Origin of the sequence: Lentzea sp. HUAS12 (assembly GCF_024125735.1) — a bacterium.
Classification (GTDB): Bacteria; Actinomycetota; Actinomycetes; order Mycobacteriales; family Pseudonocardiaceae; genus Lentzea; species Lentzea albida.
Genome location: NZ_CP099738.1, coordinates 4739667 through 4762246, shown reverse-complemented (window position 1 = coordinate 4762246; position 22580 = coordinate 4739667). Strand labels below are relative to the sequence as shown.

Genomic DNA, 22580 nt, shown 5'->3' with positions numbered 1-22580 from the left:
ACCGTGGGTGTCTCGGAGGGAGCTGCTGTGGGCCAGGGTCAGTTGCGCGGTGTGGTCGCTCTCGACGGACCGGCCGGCACCGGCAAGTCCACCGTGGCCAAGCGCCTCGCGATGGCGCTGGACGCGCGCTACCTCGACACCGGCTCGATGTACCGGGCGATCGCGCTCGCCGTGCTGCGCGCGGGCGTCGACCCGGCCGACGAGGCCAAGGTCGTCGCGGTCGCCGAGAACGCGGTGCTCGTCGTCGGCACGGACCCCCGGCAGCCGGGCATCACGCTCGACGGCGACGAAGTGTCGTCCGCCGTCCGGGCGCCCGAGGTCTCGCTCGCCGTGTCACCGGTGTCCGCGACCGGGAACGTGCGGGAGCTCCTCGTCGCCCAGCAGCGCGCGATCATCGCGGACGCCGTCGACCACGTGGGCGGGATCGTCGTCGAGGGGCGCGACATCGGCACCGTCGTGACGCCCGACGCCCCGCTGAAGGTGTACCTGACGGCCTCGGCCGAGGCGCGGGCCGCGCGCAGGACCAAGCAGGACAGCGCCGCCGGCCGCGAGTCCACTGTGGACGCCGCGCTGGCCGACGTGCAGCGTCGTGACAAGTACGACTCCACGCGCGCCGTGTCGCCGATGAAGCCGGCCGACGACGCGGTGGAGCTCGACAACACCGACCTCGACCTCGCGGGCACGATCACCGCTTTGCTGGAGCTCGTCGAACGGCGTGGGCTGCGGGTGACCGGGTGAGCGTTCCCGGGGGCACGCAGCCCTGGCTGTTCGACCTCGGCCGCTGGATCGCGCGGGTTCCCTACGCCTGGCAGTTCCGGATTCGGACGCACGGCCGCGACCGCGTACCCTTGAGCGGCGGCGTGGTCGTCGTCGCCAACCACAGCTCGGCGGCGGACGGGCCGATCCTCTTCGGTGTGCTTCCCCGGCGCGTGACGTTCCTGATCAAGCAGGAGATGTTCAAAGGTGTCGTGGGCGACCTCCTGCGCAAGATCGGGCAGATCCCCGTCAAACGGGGAGAAGCCGACCGCACGGCGCTGACCAGCGCGTTGTCCGTGCTCAAAGCCGGTGGTGTGATCGGGGTCTTCCCCGAGGGCACGCGTGGCGAGGGCGACGTGGCGAGCGCGCAGAACGGCGCCGCGTGGCTCGCCAAGACCTCCGGCGCGGTGGTGCTCCCGGTCGCCTGCCGCGGGACCTACCAGGCCAAGGGCTGGCGCCCCGAGGTCGACGTGCTGATCGGTGAGCCGTTCCACCTCCCGGAAGGGAAGGGGCGGGCGGCCCTGGGCGTTGCCACCGAGCAGGTGCGTGACCGCCTGGCGACACTGGTCGCCGAACTCGATGGACATCGCAAGAGTGAGGGAAGACGATGACGGACCTGGACGGCACCTGGGAGGACGAGGCCGACTGGTCAGCCTTCGACGACCTCGACGGCGGTGACGGCGAGGAAGCGGCGCCGCCCCAGCCGGTGCTCGCGGTGGTCGGACGGCCGAACGTCGGCAAGTCCACGCTGGTCAACCGCATCATCGGCCGCCGTGAGGCCGTGGTGCAGGACGTGCCCGGCGTGACGCGTGACCGGGTTGCCTACGACGCGCTGTGGAACGGCCGCAAGTTCACCGTGGTCGACACGGGCGGCTGGGAGCCGGACGCGGTCGGCCTGCAGGCCTCCGTGGCCGCGCAGGCCGAGCTCGCGATGGCGACCGCGGACGTGATCCTGCTGGTCGTGGACGGGTCGGTGGGCGCGACGGCCACCGAGGAGGCCGTCGCGAAGGTCCTGCGCCGCTCCAAGAAGCCCGTGATCCTCTGCGCGTCCAAGGTCGACGACGACAGGCTGATGGCCGACATCGCGTCGCTGTGGTCGCTCGGCCTGGGCGAGCCCTACCCGGTCTCCGGCCTGCACGGCCGCGGCTCCGGCGACCTGCTCGACGTCATCCTCGACCGGCTGCCCGAGACCCCGCGTGACGACTTCGGCGGCCGCGGTGGCGGTCCCCGCCGCGTGGCGCTCGTCGGCAAGCCGAACGTCGGCAAGTCGTCGCTGCTCAACCGCCTGACCGGCGAGAACCGCTCGGTCGTCGACTCGGTCGCGGGCACCACCGTCGACCCGGTCGACTCGCTGGTGGAGCTCGACGGCGAGATCTGGCGTTTCGTGGACACCGCCGGCCTGCGCAAGCGGGTCAAGTTCTCCGGTGGCGCCGAGTACTACGCGTCGCTGCGCACCAAGTCCGCGATCGAGACCGCCGAGGTCGCCGTCGTGCTCCTGGACGCGCACGAGCCGTTGGCGGAGCAGGACCTCCGAGTGCTGACGATGGTCGTCGAGTCGGGCCGCGCGTGCGTGCTGGCGTTCAACAAGTGGGACCTGGTCGACGAGGACCGCCGCACCGAGATGGTCCGCGAACTCGAACGCGGCCTCGTGCGCGTCCCGTGGGCGGACAAGGTCAACATCTCCGCCCTCACCGGCCGCGCCGTGCACAAGCTCGCGCCGGCGTTGAGGACCGCCCTGAACTCCTGGGACACCCGAGTCCCGACCGGCCGCCTGAACCAGTGGCTGACCGAACTGATCGCCGCGACCCCGCCGCCCGTGCGCGGCGGCAAGCAGCCGAAGGTCCTGTTCGCGACCCAGGCCTCGACCCGCCCGCCGACGTTCGTGCTGTTCACGACGGGCTTCCTCGAGGCCTCGTACCGCCGCTTCATCGAGCGCAGGCTGCGCGAGGAGTTCGGCTTCGAGGGCAGCCCGGTCCGCATCTCCGTGCGCGTGCGCGAGAAGAAGAAGGCCGGCGCCGGCAAGAAGTAGCTCTCGGCGGTTCTCCGTAGTTTCTACGGGTGACGACCCAACCGGCTGGTTGCCCTTTGCCATGGGGTGCGGTTGGTTGGGTTCGTGGCCGTACGAGTGGTGCTAGCCGACGACGAGGCCCTGCTGCGGCGGGGCCTGAAAGTCCTCCTCGAAGCCGACGGCAGAGTCGAGGTAGTCGGCGAGGCGGCTGACGGCGCCGAACTGATCGAGGCAGTCCTGGCCCACCTGCCCGACGTGGTGCTGGTGGACGTCCAGATGCCCGGCGTAGACGGCCTGGAAGCCGTCCGCCGACTCAGGACGTGGGCCACCCCACCGGCGATCGCCGTGCTGACCACGTTCGACCTGGACGACTACGTGGCGACAGCCCTGGACCTCGGCGCTCAGGGCTTCCTCCTCAAGGACGCGGAACCAGAAGCCCTGGTCCGCGCCGTGGTGGACCTGGCAGCAGGCGGGGCCGTCCTGGACCCGCGCATCACCGCCCGCCTACTCCCACGCCTGCGAGGCTTCCGGGCCAACCGGCAGCTGGACTCGTTGTCGGCCCGCGAACGCCAGGTCCTCGAACTGGTCGCGGCCGGCCGCTCGAACCACTCGATAGCCGAAGAACTCTGCCTGTCCGAGGCCACGGTGAAGAGCTACGTCTCCACCGTCCTCACCAAACTGGGCGTGGAGAACCGGGTGCAGGCAGCCCTGGTGGCCCACCAGGTTGGTGTCTGGTGAAGACGGTCCTGCGCGAAATCCTGACCGCAGGCCTCACCACAGGAGTAGTCCTCCTGACCCAGGACCGCCCTTTCCCGTGGTCCCTCTGGACCGCGGTAGCCGCGTCACTGCTGCTCCCGACCCGCCTCCGCTGGCCCTGGCTGGCCACCCTCCTGTGCGTACCGGCAGTGGCAGGAGGCCTGGGCTGGGCACCCGCCCTGGTAGCCCAGTTCCGCCTGGGCCGCAAGGAAAAGTCGCTCCCGCTCCAACTCTTCTGGGTCCTCCTCCTCACCACCGCGGCGATAGCCCCGGTCCTCCTCCTGGAAACCATCCCCCTGGGCACGCTCCTGCTGGCCTTCGCCTTCGCGTTCGGCCTCGCAGCAGCCCCCACAGCCCTGGGTGCCCTGGTCACCACCCGCAAGGAACTGACCCAGTCCCTCTACGAAACCCGCAGAGCGAGAGCAGCCGAACTCGAGGCCCAGGAAACCTCAGCGCGAGCAGCGGAACGAGCCCGAATAGCCCGCGAGATCCACGACGCAGTAGGCCACCACGCCACCCTCATCGCAGTCGAGTCAGCAGCCCTGGCAGCCACCGCCCCGGACGACACAGTGCGGGACACAGCACTACGTCTACGAGCCCTGGCAAAGGAATCGCTCGCCGAGATGCGAGCAGCCCTAGGCCTGCTGAACTCCGACACCACCTACCCGTCCCTCCAGGAACTGGTGGACCGGGCCCGAGTGGCCGGCGTCTCCGTCACCCTGTCCGAATCCGGCGACGCACCCCTGTCCCCAGCAGTCTCCAGAGCCCTCTTCAGGGTGGTCCAGGAAGCCCTCACCAACGTGACGAAACACGCCCCAGGCGCCTCCGTGACGGTGACGGTGGACAGATCATCACCAGTACGGGTGAGCGTGGTGAACGGCCCGGGAGACCTGCCGTCGTTGGGCGACGGGGGAGGCGCGGGCCTGCACGGCCTGTCCGAGCGAGTCCGCCTGGCCGGCGGCACCCTGACCACCTCTTATCGGGCAGACGGCGGCTTCAGCGTCAGCGCCGTCCTACCGCCCGGTAAGTCGAAGGTTGGCGGCCAAGACTCGACTTTCGGAGGTGGCGCCTCCACCGCCGCGACCGCATAGTTTCTGGGTGTCGGTCGAGGATCGGGGGATCGGTCGGACCGAGGGACGCGGGGACCCGAACTTCGGGTCCCCGCCGTATTTCCGCAGCTAGCAGCCTGTGGAGGGGGTCGTTTTTGATCTCTGTCCGCGGTGTTGTAGGATTTCTCATGCACGCCGGGGAACCGGGAGTGTGGCCGGGACGTGGCGCAGTTTGGTAGCGCACTTGACTGGGGGTCAAGGGGTCGCAGGTTCAAATCCTGTCGTCCCGACGGTCTGAATCAGCCCGCTGATTCTGGGTGAAAGCCCAGTTCAGCGGGCTTTTTCGTGCGTCCGAAACGATCTTCGCTTGATCATCAAATTCATGATCAACAGGTGGATGAAGGAGTGAAACTGGAGCCGCTGGCTCCTTCGTTTTGACTAAGCGCAAATGGGGTCACCACGAACGGGTGAACTTGCTGAACGGCGCTGAACAGGCGTCAACCAGCGGGAAACGACATTATCGGCGGCCAGCCAAACTCAACTGGTGAGGTGTGCAGCCTACTGACGGGCAGCGGCCTCCGGGTGCCGTGAAGTTGTGACTATGCCCAAGCTGTGGCGCGATGACCTGAACTACGCCAGCCATCCCGCAAGACGGCCCCATCGGGGCTGAGGTGGTGACTGCGGCAAGTACGTCGCCGGCGAGAGGCGCGCGCCGTCGTCTACTTTGGCCTACTCGCCAGCGGAGAGGCTTACTGCGTCGAGCGATCAAGTGGCCATTCGGCTTGCCGAAGTGCGCAGGTTCGAGTCCTCGGCAAGGCACCACGCAGACCTGCTCACCACTTCGATCAAGCGTACAACCGGCAAGTTGGTGCTTGAGAGCACGTTCGTCGTGGATGAACCGCGTGGTGGGCGATGAACGACCGAGTAGAGCGCGATGCGGCTGACCTGGTCGTTCGGGCAGTCACGGTGATCATGGCCTCGGTCGTCGGGCTGACCTTCTTGTTCGGGTTCGGCAACGTGCTGAGTCTCGGCCTTCGGCTGGGCGTGCCGGTGTGGGCGGCGCCGCTCGTGGCTCCCGCGGTGGACCTCTTGATTCTCGGTCTTCTGCTCGGCATCAGGCACCTCGCGCTCGCCGGGGCCTCGCTCGAAGTACTACGACCAGCGCGGCGGTTGTTGATGTTCGCGAGTGCGGTGACGCTGACCCTGAACGTGGCCGACCCGGTCGTCGCTGGCGATTACGGCAAGGCTGCGTTCGACGCGGTTGGTCCGCTGTTGTTGATCGGTTGGGCAGAGTTCGGCCCCGGTTTCCTGTATGCGATTGCAGCAGTCAAGTCACCGAATGCAGTTCTGGACGAGCGGGACATCAGGGTGGAGCGGGAGGTTAAGCAGGTGGAAGAACGGCGCGAGGATGGTCCGCTGGGGGACCTGCCGACGGAGGCCCGTGCTGGTTCTCGGGGACGTTCGCAGGAGCAGTTGTTGGAGGTGGCGCGGCAGGAGGACGCAGCGCACCGGGCAGCGCTTCAGAAGCCGATCTCCGCCGCCGTGCTCCGGGCGAGGCTGGCAGTCGGTTCCTCCACCGACCGCAGGCTCGTCAAGATCGTTAGGGCAGAGGTTCAGGCGCACCAAGCACATGGATCGGGCATCGACGCGCTCAGCAAGCCGGAGACCGTTGATCCGATGCTCGTGGCTTGATGGCACCGCGTCCCCGGACGAGCAATGGTCAACAGGCGCGAAACGCGTTCTGTCCGCTAGGGCCGAAGGCATCCGTGCCTGCGGCTGAGGTGACGAACTCGATGTGGCGGATGAGAGGGTTACGGCCAGGGAGCCGCAGGAGCGTCAGTTGTGACCCGATCGGGTGGAATTGGCGATCGGGTCCGCGTGTGGAGTAACGAGATGGCTCCGGTCAGCGCTGTTCAAACACAGGCAGCGCGGCGCGAGGGAGGCGTGGATGCCTCGACCGAAGAAGTTCTGGCCCATGATCGAGGCCTCACGATCCGAGGCGTGTCTGGCCGCCAGGCTCTACAACGATCCTGCTGAAGCACGCGCCTTCGAGGGTTTCGTCGTGCACATGCACCTTGCCTACCTGTATCTGCTGCACGCGGTCTTCACCCGGGACGAGATCGACTTCCGTTACTGGAGGCGCGATCTGCCGAAACGTCTGGAGAAAGTGGACGGTGAACCGAAACGCTGGGAACTGGCCCGGTGCATTACGGAGCGCTGGCCGCAGCCTGATCCGGTGCGCAGCAACATCGAGTTCTTCGTCGCGCTGCGCAACAAGATCGAGCACCGGTACGCCTCGCGGTCGCAACTGAGCTTGCAGGCTGCTCTTGGAGGGCTCGCTCAAGCGCACCTGCTCAACTACGAGGAAGAGCTCGTGGCGCAGTTCGGGCCGCAGGTGACCTTGGCGACCAGCTTGCGATTCCCGGTGTTCATCGGCAGCTTCACCGATCCCGGTGAGTCGACACTTCTCCGGTTGAGAGCCGCGCTGCCGGCGCCGCTGAGGACCTTCATGGCCGAGTACCACTCGGGCTTGTCGGAAGAGATCGTCAACGACCGCCGCTACGAGCTTCGGCTCCGGCTCGTGAACGAGCTGGTGCCTCGCGACCCGGACGCATTGCCGGTCCAGTTCACCAGGTTCGACGACCTGACGGAAGATCAAAAGAGCGCGGTGGAGACGCTCGGCAGGAAGGGAATGGTCGTTGTTCGTGAGCAGCGCCGCGGGGTGATCAACCTGGAACTCATGAAGCCCAATGGTGTGGTTCAAGAGGTTGCTGACGAACTGCCGTTCGTCTTCCACCGCGGCCACTTCATCAAGGCTTGGCAGAAGCTCGGAGTGAGACCGCCGGTTGGTTCCGAGCATCCCGAGCGCACCGATGAGCGCTACTGCTTGTACGACGAGATGCACAAGGACTACGGCTACACGAGTGCGTTCGTGAAGAAGCTGGTCCGGCTGTTGAAGACGGCGAGGGGCTGGCGAGACTTCTTCGGGGAGGAGCCGCGCCTCAAGGGATCCGAGGACGGGTCAGAGGGCCTTGCCGCCGTCTAGCTGAGGATCAACGTGGCAGTGGAGTTCGATGTGCCGCGCCTGAAGGGCCGGTCGGTGACGGCCTCAAGTGTCGAGTTCGGTGCGATGGTCGACGAGGTTGCGGGCGATCTCGACGAGTTTGACGTTGAGGTGCTGGGACGTGGTGCGCAGCACGGAGAAGGCCTCGTCTGCGGTGATGCCCTGGCGTTGCATGAGAATCCCTTTGGCCTGGCCGATCACGTCGCGACTGTCGATCGCTTTGCGCAGTTGGGTCTTGTGCAAACGAGCGAGTTCGGCGTTGCGCGCGTGGGCCAGAGCGAGGGAGGCGTGCATGGCCAGCAGCAGAGCGGTGTGGCGCTGGGGGTCGTCGAGCCGGTGGTTGCCACGGAGGTAGATGTTCAGCGCTCCGGTCGGCTGATCGGCGACTTGGCTGAGGAGCAGTGCGGTGGAATGCACGGATCGATAACCCGCTTGTACCGCGGCGGCGGCGAACTGGGGCCAGCGTTCCTCGGTGGTGAGGTCGTCGCTTGCCGCGTGGGCGGGTCCGGTCAGGTCGGCTGCGTCCACGCAAGGCACTTCGCCGGTGCGGTACTGCACTTCGTCGAGTTCGGCGGCCACGACGGCGGTGTGCACAGGTGTGAAGACGGCGCCGTCCGGTGAGCGCAACGTCAAGCTCACCACGTCGGCGAAAGGGATCGACGCCGCAGCGGTGTCGATGATCTGTTGCAACGCTGCGCCGACCGTTTCTCACCGAGCAGGGCCTTGGTCAGCGACTCGAACTGCGGACTGTCCGTTTCGGAGGGTGCCTCTGCCGAAGCGTGTTCGACATCGGCGAACTGCGGCAGAGCCGTCCTGGTACCGGCAGCGTCGAGGACCGACGCGATCGCGCCTCCCGGATGCACAACGACACGGCAGCGAATGCCCTTGGCCGCGTGCCTCTCGGCCAAGCGGATCAACATGCGAACTCCTGACGCTGTGAGCAGGTCGAGCTCGCGCAAGTCGAAGATGAGCACAGAAGATTCCGGAAGGCCGGCGACGGCCACTTCGACCTCTTCTGCGACAGCGGATGCGATCTTCGGGCCTAGATCTCCCGTGATCAGCACGGTCATCGAGCAGCGGAAAACTGCCCGATCCGCCCGGACTTTCCCGTTCATCAGCTCACCCTTCCCCGCCGGAGGTTCCAGTTCAGTGATGGCACGACCGGGTGCCTGTTCTGGAAGCTCGTCCAAGACCAGGAGCGCTCCACTCGGTTCGCATGATCTGCACGTCGCTCGGACGACGATCTCGCGGCCACGTTGGTTCACCGTTCGCAGCGTGATTTTCTCCATAACCGAGGAAGAGGTAAGGGCGGACCGCAGGAGCGGGTGCAGCTCGGAGCGGGCAGTGCGATGTCGAGGTCGAGGAAGTGCTTGTAGTGAGCCACATCGGCGGACAGTCGCACAGCGCCTCGGCACCGCGGTTCCACGACAGGACTCGCATCTGCGAGTCCACGACGATCACACCGGTGTGGAGCGAGGCCAGTACCGGGTCCAGGAGCTCGTTGATCCGGTGCAGTTCGGCGTTGCGTGCGCACAACGCTTCGTTGGCCGTGTGCAACTCGGCGTTGGCCCGCCGCAGCTCGGCGTTTGTGGTTTGCAGTTCTTCGTGGGTCGATTGGAGGAGCAGCTGGAAGCCATCGAGGTCCAGGTTCGTGAGGCTGTGAAGCCCGAGCTGCTCGACTTCCTGCCCATCGCCGGGGTCGACCTCGACCTCCTGCCCGACGAGGTGTCGCGACCGTTGTTCGAGGCGCTTCGGCTAAAGGTTGTCCCGTAACGCCGTCTCGGCGCGATCGATGATCTTGGTGTGGAGCGGGTGATCAGTGCGGACCGGCCGGAGTGGGTGCCGGTGTTCACGGGCTTGTCGGTGCCGGTGTTTCGCAAGCTCGTGCGGGTCGTGGCCCGTCGGGGTGGTGAGCAGACCGGCACCGGGCGGCGGTGGGGCCTGTCGCTGGCGGATCGGGTATTGCTGGTGGCGGTGTACTACCGGACGAACCTGACGTTCCGGCAGGTCGCGCTGCTGTTCGGGATCTCGAAGTCCGCCGCGAACCGGGTGGTGGACCACCTGGCGCCGCTGCTGGCGCTCGCGCCGGTTGCACGCCGGCACAGCCCGGACACCGTGCTGATCGTGGACGGCACCCTCGTCCCGACCCACGACCGATCGGTCTCCGCGTCGTCGAAGAACTACCGCTACTCGGTGAACATGCAGGTCGTCATCGACGCCAACACCCGCCTGGTCGTCGCGATCGGCGATCCCACCCCCGGCAACCGCAATGACTGCCGCGCCTACACCGACTCGGGCGTCGATGAACAGTGCCGGGGCGCGAAGGTCATGGCCGATGGCGGATACCAGGGCAACCCAGGGGCGATCATGCCCTACCGCAAACCCCGCAAAGGGCAACCGCCACTGCCGCAATGGAAAGAAGCCCTCAACACCGTCCACAAGAGTGTTCGCGCACGGGTCGAGCACGCTCTGGCGCACATGAAGTCCTGGAACATCCTGCGCAACTGCCGCCGCAAACGCGACGGCGTCTGGCACGCCACCCGAGGCGTCGCCCAGATGCGCAACCTGGCCATGACCGGCTGAACGATCACCAACGGCCGCCGTCACCCCTGCCCACCAATAACCTTGATCATTACGGGACAACCTTTAGAGATCCACTACGACTACGAAACGAGGACTGCCGTGTGTCGCATCACCCTGGCCAGGGACACGGTCCTAGCAGCAGAAAGGACCGCAACCGAGGCGGTTGCGGCCCTTCCGAAGCAACGCTCTGCTCGTGGTGAGCAAGTCTGCGTGGTGCTCCCGGCAGGGCACCAACCTGCGCGAGATCGTTGTGCGCAGGGCCGGACTTTGGGCAGGGCACCACGCAGACCTGCTCACGTCTTCGGCTAGGGGCTTGACCGGCAAGTCGATGCTGGAGAACAGCTTCGTCGTGGACGAACCGCGGGGTGGGCGATGAACGACCGGACGGAGCGCAATGCGGCTGACCTGGTCGTTAGGGCTGTCACGGTGATCATGGCCTCAGTCGTCGGTTTGACCTTCTTGTTTGGCTTCGGCAACGTGCTGAGCCTCGGCCTCCGACTGGGCGTGCCGGTGTGGGTGGCGCCGCTCGTGGCTCCCGCCGTAGACCTCTCGATTCTCGGTCTCCTGCTCGGCATCAGGCACCTTGCGCTCACCGGGGCCTCGCTCGAAGCGCTACGACCAGCACGTCGGTTGTTGATGTTCGCGAGCGCGGTGACGTTGGCCCTGAACGTGGCCGACCCGGTCGTCGCCGGCGAATACGGCAAGGCCGCGTTCGACGCGGTCGGCCCGCTGCTGTTGATCGGTTGGGCCGAGGTCGGCCCCGGTTTGCTGCATGCGATCGCGGCAGTCAAGTCACCGAATGCAGTTCTGGACGAGCGGGTCGTCGGAGTGGAGCGGGAGGTTGAGCACGTAGAAGAACGGCGCGAGGATGGTCCGCCGGAGGATCTGCCGATGGAGGCCCGTGCCGGTTCTCGGGGACGTTCGCCGGAGCAGTTGTTGGAGCAAGCGCGGCAGGAGGACGCAGCGCACCGGGCGGCGCTTCAGAAGCCGATCTCCGCCGACGTGCTCCGCGCGAGGCTGGCAATCGGTTCCTCCACCGCCCGCAGGCTCGTCAAGATCGTTCGTTCGGAGGTTGAAGTGCGCCAAGCGTCAGGGCTGCGCGCGGACACTCCCATCGAACCAGCGACAGTCGATTCGATCTTGGTGGCTTGACGAGCTGCGCCTCGGACGAGCAGCGGTCGACAGGAGCGAAACGCGCTTTGTCCGCTAGGCGACAATCGCTAGGTGAAATCGCGTTTCGCCGAACCGGACTACCAGCTGCTCTGGCCACGAGCCTTGTTCGTGAGCGAGGCGGCGAGCCTGCTCAACAAGCGCGAGCTCATCGACTGGGACGATCGCTGTGAGCTGCTGTTGGAGGATGCGTTCATCGGGGACTTCAGCGGTGGCCCGCTGAGCGAGTTCCGTGAGATTCCGGGCCAACCGGATCCGTTTGGGATGCGTCCGCGCGGACCGGTGCCGAGACTGAGTCCGAGGCAAAACTTCCTCCTCCTGCTGATGCGTGCGGCCGATGAGCTCGCGGAGGACGACTTGCGCCGAAGGCCCTACTGGTCGCAGCGCAAGAACGGCACGGAACCTGAGCTCGCCAGCCTGGAGGTGACCGCAGGTCGCTTCGTGGAGCTGATCACCGATCTGGACGAGAAGGGCTACTTCGAGAAGCGCTTCGAGAAGGACTGCATCGACTACCCCCGCGACGATCTGCCGGCCAGGACGATCGAGCGAGCCATCGGGGTCAGCGGCGTGTGGCCCCTAGACCCTGACTGGTTGGGGAAAAACCTCGACCTGTTCTGCGACGTCGTTGAGGTGCTCCACGATCTCGTAGCGCGACCGACCACCCGATCGATTCATCCCTTCAACGAGTGCGGGTGGCATCACGGTGACTTCGTGATCGAGACGGGCAGGGCCGTGTACCGGTGGCGGGTCAACATGCTGTTGCGGCAGAGCGATCTCGGTCTGCGCCTAGCTGAAGAGGGCGAAGACATAGGGCGCATGGTGGTCACGACCTCGGACTCGCGAGCTGAGCTGGTTGAAGCGCTGGTGGCAACCGAAGGAGACACCGGCGACCAGGTTCGCCATGCGGTCGCGCTGTTCCGCAGGCGTGGCGCTGACCGGAACGAGAAGCGGTCTGCGATCGTGTCGCTTGGCCGCGTCCTGGAGAACAAGCGGAAACTTCTCCGGGCCGAGCTGCTCAGCAAGGACGAGGACGCCCTGTTCCTGATCGCGAACAGGTTCGACATCCGGCACCAGAACGAGGTGCAGAAGTCGGACTACGACGAGATCTTCCTCGACTGGATCTACTGGTGGTACCTCGCGACCATTGAGCTTGCAGACAAGCTCGCTGCCCGTGGGAGCTCCACGGACAGCGCCTCGAAATCAGAGGAACCAGCCACAGGGGCGGTCTGATCGTCGACTTCGGTGCTGGTCAGGCCGCACGTCGGCGTCCCAGGGTCTTGCGGCGGTTCTCGGCCACCACGTTGATCGCCCTGAGATGGCTCGTGTCGATCTTTAGTGCGGAATCTGACTTCGCGGCCACCCTGTTGATCTGCTCCGCGATCTCCAGGGCGGTGGCGCTGCGTCGGGCCAGGACGTTCCACTGCCAGGCCGGTTGTGCCGGCTCGGCGAGTTCGTGCAGCAGCTGGGCGCGGCTGGTGATCGCGTGCTGCCGAGCGTCGCGTAGGAGATCGTCGCGGCCGTTGGAGCAGCAGTTCGCTTCGACGCACACGAGGTTCGGGGCGATCCGGGGCTGTGACATAAGCTCCGCAACCGTCCTCTTGGGAATGCTGGTTCCGAGCGCGCGGATGTAGACCGGGCGAGGACTGAACCCTCCGTCCGGATTCTTCGGCTTGCGATGTTGGGACATCGCAGTCTGAAGATCGCAGTGCTCTCGCCAGCCGACCCCGGTTTCGTATCCCGCCGCACCTGCTGCGACCGCGGCCTCGCCGAGCGTTCCCTGCTGCCACGCGATCACCGGGAAGGTCTTCTTCATCTGCCCGATCGCCGAGAGCAGGGAGACAAGCCGGTGGTCGGGGTGCGCGCCGCGGTCCACCTTCGACGCCGCCAGCGCCACCTCGGTTGGAGCGAGTTGAGTCAAAGCTCCGCTCAGCGGGTGGAAGGCGGAGGGCCAGAGGTTGCGGTCAAGCAGCCTCCAGCCAAGTGCGAGGACAGCGAGCACAGGTAGTTGCAAGTCCTGTTGGTCCAGGTACCGGCGGGTTCGGTGCCACAGCGCGGCCTGTACCTCGCCCCAGCCGTCAGCTCCGCGCTCCACGTGTACGTACGGCGGCACCAGGACGCTGGCACCGCGCTCCAGCTGGAACTCCAGGCACTTCGCGACCAACCGGTCCATGCGGTCCTCGCTGGACAGATCGGCAGGGGTGAGTTTTGCGGCGTCAGCGAAGGAAAGCTGGCTCCACGGGTCCTCCGGATGTTGCTCGCCCTGCAGGTAGAACGTCTGGGGGTCGACCACGAACGGGATGCCCGCGCGCCGAGCGACCGAGGCGAGGTCGGGATTGGTCAACGCTGCATGTGCGTCGGTGACGATCCTGTTCGGCAGCAGGCGACGCGGAGTGGCCGTCCGCGTGTCGAAGATGCGTCGGACCAGGGCGGCGTCGCCTGAGCCGACGCGTACGAGCAACTCAGCCATCACATGCCTCCGGAACTAGGAGCTGCTGTGGCGACCGTACACGAAATTTGAGACGCAATCTACGGCGAAACTTGACGCGCACTCTGAGATGAAGAACGATCAGCACGTGACCCCACCGGGAGAGAGCCCATGACCAAGCCGCCTTCTGAAGGACGCCGCCACTCAGGTGGAGACTCGCCCACTTACCTGAGGATCGTTGAGGAGGTGACCCAGTCTGGGATCACCCAGCGTGAACTCGGCGCAGTCGTCGGCGCCAGCGTGCGCACGGTTCAGAACTGGGCGAAGGGTGAGTCGACGCCCAGTGGTGCCAAGGTGCGGCGGCTGCTGGACCTCAGCTTCGTGGTGCGTGAACTAAAAGAGGTCTACACCGACGAAGGCGTGGAGATCTGGTTGCACTCACGCAATCGGCATCTCGACGGGGAACGCCCGATCGACCTGCTCACCGAAGGGTCGATGGATGAGGTCCTCCGGGAGGTCCGACGAGTGGCAGGAGCGATGTAGGGATGGAATCACTTCAGGCTCTCGTCGCGGCGAGCCCCCGCGCGACCGTTGACGGACAGTGGCAGCGTCACGCTGCAGCCCGCTACGCGAGCGAGGTGCTCAACGGTCGAAAGGGCGATGGGCGCTGGGGAACAGAGCACGGGTTCCCCGTGCTCTACCTAGGGCAGCCGCTCGATTCTGTTGTGGTGGAGGCGTATCGCCACCTGGTTGATCCGGTGGACGACCCGGCCTTGGCTCGCACGTTGCGGCCGCGCGTCTTGGTCACCTGCTCCGTTGCTGTCACCGAGATCTTGGATCTGCGGTTGTCCAGCACTCGTCTTCAGGTCGGGCTTTCTCTCGACGTTCTGCAGTCGCCTACGGATGATCGCGATGCGTACAGCCAATGCCAGCACATCGCGCAGGTTGCCCATCAACTCGGGTTCCACGGGATCATCGCGCCAGCAGCGACCAGGATTGGTGCGACGCTCGCGTTGTTCACCGACCGTCTGCCGCCGCCTGAAGTGCCCGTACGGGTGTGCGCGGACCAGTGGTGGACCGAGCTTCCGGCAGACCCTCGGATCCCCACCGTGTCGTCGCTGCGGCTTGTTCGTGATGGAGACCAGAGCTGACGAGGCTCGCACCTCGCGAGCTCTCCGCCGGGTGTTCAGGTACGAGTCGGCGGTTGTCGCTCAGCTGATCGATGTCACCTGAGTAGCCTGCGTACCACGTGTGCGGCGTCGCGGCCGACGCCTCGCAGCGTGGCGGAGGAGAGGCTGCGTTGCCATTCGAGGCCGACGAAGCCGAGCCCGCGGTGGTGGCGGGAGAGGCCGCGGTTGTGCTCGCCGCTGAGCTTGCCCAGATACGGGAAATCAGGGCGATATCCGGTGGCCAGGATGATCGCGTCTACGTGCTCGCGCTGCTCGTCGGGCCAGATGACCTTCGAACTCTCCACGGCGGTGAACATCGGCCGGCGGTCTGGTCGGTGCTGGGCGGTGGCCGCGCGGTAGACGCCGGTGTCCAGGGCCGGGGTGGTGAAGCCGTCCGGCAGCCAGGGCCCGATCGGGAGGTAGTCCAGGCGGGTGCGGTAGAGCCAGAAGTGCAAGTCACGGTCGAACGGGCGTTGGGCGGAGAACTTCACGGGCTTGCGGGTGGCTAGGGTGACATGAGCATGGTCGGTTAGCTCGGCGGCGATCTGGACAGCGGAGTTGCCAGCGCCCACCACGATGACGCGTTGACCTTGGAACGGTTCGTAAGTCCGGTATTGCGCGGCGTGCAAGAGCGTGCCGGGGAAGTCACCGAGGCCTGAGAGGGCGGGGCGGTGCGGGTTGCCGAAGCCTCCTGTGGCGGCGATGACCAACGGCGCGGTGAACATTTCGCTCTGAGTGGTCACGCGCGCGTGACGGGTCCCCGCCGAAGCGGTCGCGGCCTTGCTCGGTGCGGCAACGCCACTGCGGTCGCCGAACTCCACGAAGGCGGGCGGGTGCTGGACCTCGGTTCCGGCGGCGGCATCGACGTCCTGCTTTCCGCGCGCCGCGTCGGTCCGACGGGCAAGGCTTACGGCCTCGACATGACCGACGAGATGCTCTCGCTGGCCATGGCCAACACCGAGAAGGCCAGCGCCACCGACGTTGAGGTCCTCAAGGGCAACATCGAGGCGATCCCGATGCCCGGCAGCACCATCGACGTCGTCCTCTCCAACTGCGTCATTAACCTCTCGGTCGACAAGCCCGCCGTCTTAGCCGAGACGTTCCGCGTGCTGCGGCCTGACGGACGCATCGGCCTCTCCGACGTCGTCGCAGACGACCACCTCACCACAGCCGAACGCGACTCCTATGTCAGCTGCACCGCCGGAACCCGCACCTTCAGGGAGTACCGCGAGGGCTGTCCGGTCCGCTTGATCTTCGCCGATAGGCGTGGGGTTGACCTGCGGTTCGCAAAGTAGGTCCGGACACCGGAGGCGGCGGTTGTCCGGACTACTTTGCGGATTCGGTGGGGATGGTCAGCAGCAGTGTTCGCCGCGCCAGGCTTCGCGGCCTTCCTTGACGGCGACGGCGGCGATGACCAGGGCAACGATCGGGTCGGCCCACGACCAGCCGAACAGGGAGTTCAGCACCAGGCCGAGCAGCAGCACGCCGGACAGGTAGGTGCACAGCAGCGTCTGCTTGGAGTCGGCGACCGCGCTGGCCGAGCCGAGTTCGCGTCCGGCCCGGCGTTGTGCGTAGGACAGGAACGGCATGATCAGCAGCGAGAGCGCGGCAAGCACGATGCCCATGGTGGAGTGCTCGGCTTCGGCCGCGCCGAACAAGGCGCGCACGGATTCGACGGTGACGTAGAGCGCGAGCGCGAAGAACGAGACCGCGATGACCTTCAGCGTCGCGCGTTCGCGCTTTTCGGGGTCGGAACCAGAGAACTGCCAGGCGACCGCGGCGGCGGAGGCGACCTCGATGATCGAGTCCAGGCCGAAGCCGATGAGCGCGGTGGAGGAGGCGATCTTTCCGGCGGTAATCGCCACGATCGCCTCGATGATGTTGTAGGTGATGGTCGCGGCGACCAGCAGCCGGACCCGGCAGGTCAGCACTAAGCGCCGCTGCGGCTCCAGCTTCGCGGCCGCGCTTGGAGCGTCCGCCGTGCAGCATCCGTCCGCGCAGCCGTCCGCTTCCCCTGGTTCGGCGGCCGTGACAGCGGTGGGAGCCAGCGGCAGGTCGACGCGGCTTGGATCGGTGCTCATCTGCTTGCCTCCACGGTTGTGGTCACCGGCTGGTCGTCGTGATCGTCGTCGTTGAGGCACGGCTCGGCGGTGTCGACGGCGAGCACGACCTTCACCAGTTCGGTCAGCGCGCGTTGCAGGTGCGCGTCGGCCAGGGCGTAGCGGACCTGACGCCCTTCGTAGGTCGCGACGACCAGGCCGCATCCGCGCAGGCAGGACAGGTGGTTGGACACGTTCGACCGGGTCAGTCCCAGGTGTTCGGCGAGCTGGGCGGGGTAGCTGATCCCGTCGAGCAAGCCGACGAGGATGCGGCACCGGGTCGGGTCGGCGAGCGCTTTGCCCAGGCGGGCCAGCGCGTCCTCACGCGTTTCACACTTCAGCACGCGCGAAACAATACAGTGAATGCTGTACTACAGCCACGACTGAACCATCGCGGATGGTGCGGTGAGCTGTTAGGAGCCGGGGAACCAGGGCTGGCCGGCTCGGGAGGGGCGTGGCTTGTCCTGGTCGGCCCAGAGAGCGGGTTCGGTGGCGGTGTCGAGGTAGGTCATGTCGCTGGCGGGACGCGGTCGGAGGTATTCGGTCTGCATCAAGGCGCTGATCTCGCGAACGGTGAGGTGAGTGACGTCCTGGAGCTGGCCCGCGAGATCACTGGTGATGATCCTGCGTGGTAGGACCGGGGTCAGCACTCGGTGGGGAAAGAGCATGCCGCCGCGTCGGGTTGTCGCGAACCATGACGCGCTCTGCAGGCGAGCCTTGTCCGCGCCGGAGAGCGGTCTGCGGAAGGTGGGGGCCGGCGAAGGTCCGCTTGGCGCGGAACGTGCTGTGCGGAAGCGCGGGCGGTTTCCAGCAGCGCTGGTCGATCCAGTGCACGATCGGGTCGGCGACGTGGACTGCTTCGGGGTAGATCGCGGCGAAGAGCCGGGACTTGCTCAAGGTCTCGTCCTCGGTGCCGGGCGGGACGAGCACGTGGGCGCGGTGGTCTCAGCGGTGCTGGATGTCGTTGTCACTGACGGGGTTGCCGTCCCAGCGGTGGCCGCAGATGAACAGAGCGGTCAGGGCTGCGTCGAAGGTGGTGGCCGCGCCGAAGCGGCGCAGTAGCCGCCGGTGGGCGTGCTGGGCGGCGACGATCTCAGGCACCTCGGTGAGGTCGGCCTGAGGATGGTCGGCCTGGTCGGGCAGGCCGATTCAGAGCCGGTGGCGGGTGCAGACGTAGTAGTGGTGGCCGAGCAGCTGGATCACCGGGCCGCCGGGGTGGCCGGCGTTGCAGCGGCGGCAGCCGCGCTGGGGTTCGTGCCGCAGGGCTTTCGAGTCCGGGCGCGGGACGCGCAGTTCGATGATCGCGCGTTCGAGCCGGTCGGCCTTGAGCGACTTGCCCTTGCCGTAGCCGCGTCGCAGTCCGCTGACCTGTTCCCAGAGTTCGACGAACGGCATGTCGTGCAGGGCCGCGAGCCGGGCCAGGTAGGAGACGGCGAGCTCGTTGCGGGCGGGCCTGGCGGTGATCGGCAGGCGCGAGGTCATCGGGCGCGGCACCGGCAGGGGCGGCGGCACAGTTCGATACTCGGTCAATGAACGTTGCGGAGCTCATCATCGGGGCGATCTTGGGAGTCGTGATCGGCGCACCGCTCGGGGCTGTGGTGCGCCCTCACATCACCTGGCTTGAGAAGCGTTCGCGACGGATGTGGAACTTAGATCCGCTGATCCAGCATTCCGAGCGGCGGCGGGCGCGGGCGTCGCATTCGGCCATGAGCAGCTCGGCCAGGAATCCCTGTAGGACATCTGATCACAGGCCGCGGCCTCGGCCAGATCGGGAAACTCGGCGCGGGCCGTGGGCAGGCGCAGCATCCGGCAGGCCTGGTCGAAGGCGGCGTCCGCGCCTCACTCGCTCACGCCTCGATGACGTTTCGAGGTCACGTCCTGTCCTTACTGCATGTCGAGCGCGACGGCGGCTGGGCAGAAGATCGTCGTAGGCGGTGACGCTGGGCAACGGCCTGGTGTCCGCAGGAAGCTACTGCAGCCTTCGCACGGTCAGCGAGGTCACCTTCGCCTGCGCCCGCGGGCCGAAGAGCGGGGCGGACTCGGTGTCGTCGGGGACCGGCGGCCTTGCGTGCTTTCAGCGCGACCGCGTCTGCGGTGAGCGCGGCGGCTAGGCCCGCAACCACGTAAACGTTTGGCAGCAATGCCGGCGCAGCAACAACACCTCGATCCACGCGCGGTGCCGGCGCGTTTGCCGTGGGCCTTGCGGGCCGGCGACCACCAGGCGTCGTGGGCCGGCGTGAGCTTGCCCGCCGACCGTGCCTGTTGCAACGCGGTCGCGCCCAGTAAGGCGCCCGGCTTGCGCAGCAGGCCCTCGAGGTAGTGGTCAGATCCAGCCGGATCCTTCGCCTCTGTACGCCCCATCGGCGATGATAGTAGAGCGGTAAGCGCGTCCTGCTGGAATGACAGCGACGTTGCGATATTCGTATGGTGATTGTGCCGACCGGATCAACGTGAGCTAGCTAGCCCGAACCGCCCGCTACCGATGAGGTCGCGGACATCCCTGTGACGACTGGTCAGGCTCGCTAGTAATCGCTTCAACCACTGGAAGCCTTCGACCTGATGCGTGCCCTGCTCGGGGTCCTGAGTCAGATCGCGGCCGCTTCGGCGATGAGCTCAAGCGACGCGCTTTCGTCGAGTGCCAACGCCCACAACGCTGAAAATCGTGACGCAACCTCCTTGAGCTGGTCCGAACTCTCGAAGTAGTCCGAACGCAGGAATGTCTCCATGTACACGACATCGTCGTGCTGATGATGCGAGAAGCTCAGCCACGTGAAGGGACAGCCCATCGCGGGATAAGCCCCTGCCGAGTGCCGCACGACTCGGAGGCTCACGTCCGGAAGTGCGCTCACTTCCATGAGGTGGAGCAGCTGAGCCTTCAGCAACCGCTGCCCACCCACAACCTGATGGAGCACTGCCTCTGGAAATACCGCCTCCACCTTGATCGGATCTTCAACGGCTGCGCGAGATGCCCACGTCTCCTGCAGTCGAGCAACCGCTGCGGCGTTCAGGGGATTGTCACGGTGTGCTTTCGCCGCTGTGTAGTCAGTGAGCTGGAAGATGCTTGGAACTCCGTCCGTGGTGAACGTCCTCAGCAAGGCTGCTTCAGCAAGGAGAAGCGGGAAGTCTTCGGCAGGGTCGAAGATCTGGTTCTCACGCGATCTGGTGTGTCTGAGTGTCTCGGCATGGTGGGCTTGATGCACCACGTGTTGCCACGCAGGTGTCGGAATCTTGTAGACATAGCCCAGGGCCATGATGTCGAGCGGTGCGGAGGGCTGCATCGCGTTCTCCATCAGCGACAGCTTGGCGGCGCTGAAGCCCACGCGCACGCCTGCTTCAGCAAGACTGAGATCGCACCCGTCTCGCCACGCCTTCAGCTTGCGCCCGACTGCGCGCTCGAGCACCGTGGCTTTGAAGTTCTTCGACATGACCAGTCGTCCGGCTCAGGAGGTGGTGGCGCTCTGCGCGCCCTCGGCTGTCGCAGGGACCTTCTCGTTGGGAGCTGCAACGTATGAGCCGGTCTTCGAGGAGTCTTTCTGCCGCCGCACGGCCGCCGAGAAGATCTGCTTCGGGCCGAAGTCAGCGCGTTCGTCGACCTCCAACCGAAGTGCTCGGCGGGGGCTCGGCTCCTGATGGGCACTCTTGTTCATCTCGTCGCGCAGCAGTGTTGTCACGGAGTCGAAGGCGGCGGTGTGCGGCGGGCCTGGTTCGGGCTTGATCTTCACTCTGCTGCTTTCAAGGTCGGTGCTCGGGAAGTGCGTGAGTGTGCTAACGGGGTGGAAGGCGTTTCGTCGGTGGGAAGGGTCCGTCCCGATCGGACAGCTCAGTCAACTGTCCGTCGTCGGCCTCGAGAAGGCGGGTGACCAGGGTGACGGACTTGTCCTCGTTCAAGCTGATCGCGTCGAGAGCCAGGACGACCGACTCGTAGCCCTTGACGGCAAGTGTCGACTCGACGAAGAGGCTGGAGTTCTCGGTTTCCGTCCACACCATCGGTTGGTATGCGGGCTCGTGGAACTTGAGCAGCGTGAACGGTCCAGCCATGCCTGGGTGTGCGCGCGCCGACTTCGGCACCACCCTGATCCTGATCTTCGACCAGCTCGCCAGGTGTTTGACGCGGTGCAACTGGGCGAGATGTTCGTCGAGCTCGCCTACTTGGAGGTCCAGGGCGCGCTCATGGATGTAGAAGGTGCAGCTGAGATCGTTGCTGAGCAATAGTTGCATCTCGTGCACCGCGCGCAGTCGCTCGTCCACCTCGTCTTCGGGAATGGTGGCCGACCCGCGCAACAGTGCTCGCGTGTACTCAGGGGTCTGGAGAAGAAGCGGTATTGCGTGCGTGTGCCAACCCACCAGGGTCTTGGCCGCAGACACGTGGAGGTGAGCTGTGCGCGATCGAACCGGTGCGCGTTCACCGTACTGCTGCCACCATCCTTCCAGTTCTGTGCCGGGAAACAGCTGAAGCAGGTGATCGCGCTCGGCGGCCGCCACCCGACAGGCGCCCAGCGCCATTGCGACCTCGATCAGGGTGACCCCGCCCTTACCCGCCGACATGTCTGAGACTTTGGCTTCCTGCCAGCCCATCAGCCCGGCGAACTGGTGACCGTTCATTCCAGTTTGCGCGATGGCCGCGCGCATGCCCGCGCCGAACTCGCGGCCGCGCGCAGTGGAGTACCTCTTGGGCATGGTCGTCTTCCTCGTGGGTTGAAGAGAACAGAGAAGAGGTCGGGCGTTCAGGCGGCCGTGGGCTCCTGCAACCTGTGTCGCCGGGGAGCCCAGCTTGTGCGGGCTCGCGTCGTCGCGGTCGCCGATCCGACAGCGAGGTGGACGTTGAGCAACAATCGGCAGGGAGCCGGCACCCTGCGCCAGAACGGGCCGCTGCGGCATTTGCCGCAATGGCCGTTCCCATCCGGCAGATGTTCGTCGGCGAGCTCGCGCAGCGCGGCCACCAGACATGGAACCTCGCGGCGCATGATCGGCAGAGCCGACTCGGCATCGCCATCCGCAGCGACTCGCTCCAGCAGGTCGAGGTGGTCCTCGAATCGCTGACGCAGTTCGGTGAACAAGACGTGGTTGCCCATCACTGACTCCCTTCCGGCTAGCTCGCGCGACGGGACTGCTGCCCAGCCACTTCGATGCGATCGACCACGGCCTGGCTCAAGGGCCGCGAGAGGGCCAGGCCGACCGCACTCCGGAACGCGCGAAGCCCCGAATCCGCGGCGTTTGCTTCCCGGCAGTCCAATGCGGACGTGACGACCACCGCTGCTCGTGCGAGCACCGATGCCTCCGCGAAGGCCAGTTCGACCACGACCCGGATCGTTCTGTTCGGCTGCGTCATGTGTATGCCTCTTCTGGCTGGCAAGTCGGCGGATTCAGGGCGTCGGCTTGGCTGGGCGATCGTGTTCTGGAGGTGAAGCACCCGCTTCGTCGGGTTCGCTGCTCGTGTGCCCGGCAGCTGATGGGGAACCGGCAGGGAGACGTCACTGCTGGTGCGACGCGCCGCCACGGGT

General features: G+C 66.3%; 28 protein-coding genes and 1 tRNA gene. 16 read left to right on the top strand and 13 right to left on the bottom strand.

The genetic code is table 11. From position 1 onward, the window contains the following. Positions 1-51 precede the first annotated feature (51 nt). The 8 genes from cmk to ND450_RS20920 all read left to right on the top strand — a co-directional run bounded on the left by cmk (position 52) and on the right by ND450_RS20920 (position 7615). Positions 52-738: a (d)CMP kinase gene (gene cmk / locus ND450_RS20955; RefSeq protein ID WP_253327964.1), complete on the top strand. Its 687-nt coding sequence runs from the start codon at positions 52-54 to the stop codon at positions 736-738. After that, positions 735-1367, top strand: coding sequence for a 1-acyl-sn-glycerol-3-phosphate acyltransferase (locus ND450_RS20950; protein WP_089922924.1), 633 nt, complete (start codon positions 735-737; stop codon positions 1365-1367). Before cmk ends, ND450_RS20950 begins: the two co-directional genes overlap by 4 nt. Continuing rightward, positions 1364-2785 carry a ribosome biogenesis GTPase Der gene (gene der, locus ND450_RS20945; protein ID WP_089922922.1) on the top strand — a complete coding sequence of 474 codons (1422 nt, stop codon included), beginning with the start codon at positions 1364-1366 and terminating at the stop codon, positions 2783-2785. The genes ND450_RS20950 and der overlap by 4 nt, the downstream gene beginning before the upstream one ends. Before the next feature lie 84 nt (positions 2786-2869). Further along, positions 2870-3502, top strand: coding sequence for a response regulator transcription factor (locus ND450_RS20940; protein WP_253327761.1), 633 nt, complete (start codon positions 2870-2872; stop codon positions 3500-3502). Beyond that, the gene (locus tag ND450_RS20935; protein ID WP_253327760.1) at positions 3499-4611 is read left to right on the top strand and encodes a sensor histidine kinase; all 1113 of its coding nucleotides are present in this window, start codon (positions 3499-3501) and stop codon (positions 4609-4611) included. The genes ND450_RS20940 and ND450_RS20935 overlap by 4 nt, the downstream gene beginning before the upstream one ends. A gap of 174 nt (positions 4612-4785) precedes the next feature. Continuing rightward, positions 4786-4859 (top strand) — tRNA-Pro (locus ND450_RS20930). A 622-nt stretch (positions 4860-5481) separates the two neighbouring features. Beyond that, the gene (locus ND450_RS20925) at positions 5482-6261 is read left to right on the top strand and encodes a hypothetical protein (protein WP_253327759.1); all 780 of its coding nucleotides are present in this window, start codon (positions 5482-5484) and stop codon (positions 6259-6261) included. Between the two features lie 256 nt (positions 6262-6517). Then, on the top strand, positions 6518-7615 hold the full coding sequence (locus ND450_RS20920) for a DUF3644 domain-containing protein (RefSeq protein WP_253327758.1): 1098 nt from the start codon (positions 6518-6520) through the stop codon (positions 7613-7615). Between the two features lie 63 nt (positions 7616-7678). Here the strand turns inward: ND450_RS20920 and ND450_RS20915 are convergent, their stop codons facing one another. Beyond that, entirely contained in the window at positions 7679-8323 is a 645-nt protein-coding gene (locus ND450_RS20915) for an ANTAR domain-containing response regulator (protein ID WP_253327757.1), read from the bottom strand. Further along, a complete protein-coding gene (locus tag ND450_RS20910) occupies positions 8269-8823 on the bottom strand; it encodes a hypothetical protein (RefSeq protein ID WP_253327756.1) in 555 nt (184 codons plus the stop codon). Before ND450_RS20910 ends, ND450_RS20915 begins: the two co-directional genes overlap by 55 nt. Positions 8824-9142: 319 nt before the next feature. Between ND450_RS20910 and ND450_RS20905 the strand changes: the two genes are divergently transcribed. The 4 genes from ND450_RS20905 (at position 9143) to ND450_RS20890 (ending at position 12616) form a co-directional block, all read left to right on the top strand. Beyond that, a complete protein-coding gene (locus tag ND450_RS20905) occupies positions 9143-9406 on the top strand; it encodes a hypothetical protein (RefSeq protein WP_253327755.1) in 264 nt (87 codons plus the stop codon). 30 nt (positions 9407-9436) lie between these two features. Further along, positions 9437-10216 (top strand): transposase, encoded by a 780-nt coding sequence (locus ND450_RS20900; RefSeq protein ID WP_253327754.1) that lies wholly within the window; start codon positions 9437-9439, stop codon positions 10214-10216. A gap of 372 nt (positions 10217-10588) precedes the next feature. After that, positions 10589-11368, top strand: coding sequence for a hypothetical protein (locus tag ND450_RS20895; protein ID WP_253327753.1), 780 nt, complete (start codon positions 10589-10591; stop codon positions 11366-11368). A gap of 72 nt (positions 11369-11440) precedes the next feature. Further along, the gene (locus ND450_RS20890; protein WP_253327752.1) at positions 11441-12616 is read left to right on the top strand and encodes a hypothetical protein; all 1176 of its coding nucleotides are present in this window, start codon (positions 11441-11443) and stop codon (positions 12614-12616) included. A 19-nt stretch (positions 12617-12635) separates the two neighbouring features. Here the strand turns inward: ND450_RS20890 and ND450_RS20885 are convergent, their stop codons facing one another. Then, positions 12636-13853 (bottom strand): hypothetical protein, encoded by a 1218-nt coding sequence (locus ND450_RS20885; RefSeq protein WP_253327751.1) that lies wholly within the window; start codon positions 13851-13853, stop codon positions 12636-12638. A 129-nt stretch (positions 13854-13982) separates the two neighbouring features. Here ND450_RS20885 and ND450_RS20880 point away from each other — a divergent pair, with 129 nt between their 5' ends. Together ND450_RS20880 and ND450_RS20875 are read left to right on the top strand one after the other, a co-directional pair. Then, positions 13983-14354, top strand: a complete 372-nt coding sequence (locus ND450_RS20880; protein ID WP_253327750.1) for an antitoxin Xre/MbcA/ParS toxin-binding domain-containing protein — start codon at positions 13983-13985, stop codon at positions 14352-14354. A 2-nt stretch (positions 14355-14356) separates the two neighbouring features. Continuing rightward, positions 14357-14962, top strand: a complete 606-nt coding sequence (locus ND450_RS20875) for an RES family NAD+ phosphorylase (RefSeq protein ID WP_253327749.1) — start codon at positions 14357-14359, stop codon at positions 14960-14962. A 74-nt stretch (positions 14963-15036) separates the two neighbouring features. Here ND450_RS20875 and ND450_RS20870 read toward each other — a convergent pair whose 3' ends face one another. Continuing rightward, positions 15037-15801: an NAD(P)-binding domain-containing protein gene (locus tag ND450_RS20870; protein ID WP_256557541.1), complete on the bottom strand. Its 765-nt coding sequence runs from the start codon at positions 15799-15801 to the stop codon at positions 15037-15039. Positions 15802-15813: 12 nt separating this feature from the next. Between ND450_RS20870 and ND450_RS20865 the strand changes: the two genes are divergently transcribed. Further along, positions 15814-16275, top strand: coding sequence for a methyltransferase domain-containing protein (locus ND450_RS20865; RefSeq protein WP_371927743.1), 462 nt, complete (start codon positions 15814-15816; stop codon positions 16273-16275). Positions 16276-16332: 57 nt separating this feature from the next. Here the strand turns inward: ND450_RS20865 and ND450_RS20860 are convergent, their stop codons facing one another. The 8 genes from ND450_RS20860 to ND450_RS20825 all read right to left on the bottom strand — a co-directional run bounded on the left by ND450_RS20860 (position 16333) and on the right by ND450_RS20825 (position 21756). After that, positions 16333-17061 (bottom strand): cation transporter, encoded by a 729-nt coding sequence (locus ND450_RS20860; RefSeq protein ID WP_253327748.1) that lies wholly within the window; start codon positions 17059-17061, stop codon positions 16333-16335. Further along, on the bottom strand, positions 17058-17423 hold the full coding sequence (locus ND450_RS20855; protein ID WP_253327747.1) for a helix-turn-helix transcriptional regulator: 366 nt from the start codon (positions 17421-17423) through the stop codon (positions 17058-17060). Before ND450_RS20855 ends, ND450_RS20860 begins: the two co-directional genes overlap by 4 nt. A 265-nt stretch (positions 17424-17688) precedes the next feature. Continuing rightward, the gene (locus tag ND450_RS20850; protein WP_253327746.1) at positions 17689-18009 is read right to left on the bottom strand and encodes a hypothetical protein; all 321 of its coding nucleotides are present in this window, start codon (positions 18007-18009) and stop codon (positions 17689-17691) included. Positions 18010-18024: 15 nt separating this feature from the next. Further along, on the bottom strand, positions 18025-18180 hold the full coding sequence (locus ND450_RS20845) for a hypothetical protein (RefSeq protein WP_253327745.1): 156 nt from the start codon (positions 18178-18180) through the stop codon (positions 18025-18027). A gap of 48 nt (positions 18181-18228) precedes the next feature. Then, entirely contained in the window at positions 18229-18591 is a 363-nt protein-coding gene (locus tag ND450_RS20840; protein WP_253327744.1) for a hypothetical protein, read from the bottom strand. A gap of 1073 nt (positions 18592-19664) precedes the next feature. Next, on the bottom strand, positions 19665-20504 hold the full coding sequence (locus ND450_RS20835) for a helix-turn-helix transcriptional regulator (protein WP_253327743.1): 840 nt from the start codon (positions 20502-20504) through the stop codon (positions 19665-19667). A 15-nt stretch (positions 20505-20519) separates the two neighbouring features. Beyond that, on the bottom strand, positions 20520-20801 hold the full coding sequence (locus tag ND450_RS20830; RefSeq protein ID WP_253327742.1) for a hypothetical protein: 282 nt from the start codon (positions 20799-20801) through the stop codon (positions 20520-20522). A gap of 43 nt (positions 20802-20844) precedes the next feature. Further along, positions 20845-21756, bottom strand: a complete 912-nt coding sequence (locus ND450_RS20825) for a DUF5753 domain-containing protein (RefSeq protein WP_253327741.1) — start codon at positions 21754-21756, stop codon at positions 20845-20847. Between the two features lie 230 nt (positions 21757-21986). On the opposite strand from ND450_RS20825, the gene ND450_RS20820 reads away from it, so the two are divergent. Beyond that, the gene (locus ND450_RS20820; RefSeq protein WP_253327740.1) at positions 21987-22157 is read left to right on the top strand and encodes a hypothetical protein; all 171 of its coding nucleotides are present in this window, start codon (positions 21987-21989) and stop codon (positions 22155-22157) included. An 11-nt stretch (positions 22158-22168) separates the two neighbouring features. Here the strand turns inward: ND450_RS20820 and ND450_RS20815 are convergent, their stop codons facing one another. Then, positions 22169-22408: a hypothetical protein gene (locus tag ND450_RS20815; RefSeq protein ID WP_253327739.1), complete on the bottom strand. Its 240-nt coding sequence runs from the start codon at positions 22406-22408 to the stop codon at positions 22169-22171. Between the last annotated feature and the right edge of the window lie 172 nt (positions 22409-22580).

What these genes read in the sequence shown, in the direction of transcription:
- der (WP_089922922.1), top strand. Translation starts at nt 1,364, where the DNA reads ATGACGGACCTGGACGGCACCTGGGAGGACGAGGCCGACTGGTCAGCC.
- ND450_RS20925 (WP_253327759.1), top strand. Translation starts at nt 5,482, where the DNA reads ATGAACGACCGAGTAGAGCGCGATGCGGCTGACCTGGTCGTTCGGGCA.
- ND450_RS20920 (WP_253327758.1), top strand. Translation starts at nt 6,518, where the DNA reads ATGCCTCGACCGAAGAAGTTCTGGCCCATGATCGAGGCCTCACGATCC.
- ND450_RS20895 (WP_253327753.1), top strand. Translation starts at nt 10,589, where the DNA reads ATGAACGACCGGACGGAGCGCAATGCGGCTGACCTGGTCGTTAGGGCT.
- ND450_RS20885 (WP_253327751.1), bottom strand. Translation starts at nt 13,853, where the DNA reads ATGGCTGAGTTGCTCGTACGCGTCGGCTCAGGCGACGCCGCCCTGGTC.
- ND450_RS20880 (WP_253327750.1), top strand. Translation starts at nt 13,983, where the DNA reads ATGACCAAGCCGCCTTCTGAAGGACGCCGCCACTCAGGTGGAGACTCG.
- ND450_RS20875 (WP_253327749.1), top strand. Translation starts at nt 14,357, where the DNA reads ATGGAATCACTTCAGGCTCTCGTCGCGGCGAGCCCCCGCGCGACCGTT.
- ND450_RS20860 (WP_253327748.1), bottom strand. Translation starts at nt 17,061, where the DNA reads ATGAGCACCGATCCAAGCCGCGTCGACCTGCCGCTGGCTCCCACCGCT.
- ND450_RS20835 (WP_253327743.1), bottom strand. Translation starts at nt 20,504, where the DNA reads ATGTCGAAGAACTTCAAAGCCACGGTGCTCGAGCGCGCAGTCGGGCGC.
- ND450_RS20825 (WP_253327741.1), bottom strand. Translation starts at nt 21,756, where the DNA reads ATGCCCAAGAGGTACTCCACTGCGCGCGGCCGCGAGTTCGGCGCGGGC.
- ND450_RS20820 (WP_253327740.1), top strand. Translation starts at nt 21,987, where the DNA reads ATGTTCGTCGGCGAGCTCGCGCAGCGCGGCCACCAGACATGGAACCTC.
- ND450_RS20815 (WP_253327739.1), bottom strand. Translation starts at nt 22,408, where the DNA reads ATGACGCAGCCGAACAGAACGATCCGGGTCGTGGTCGAACTGGCCTTC.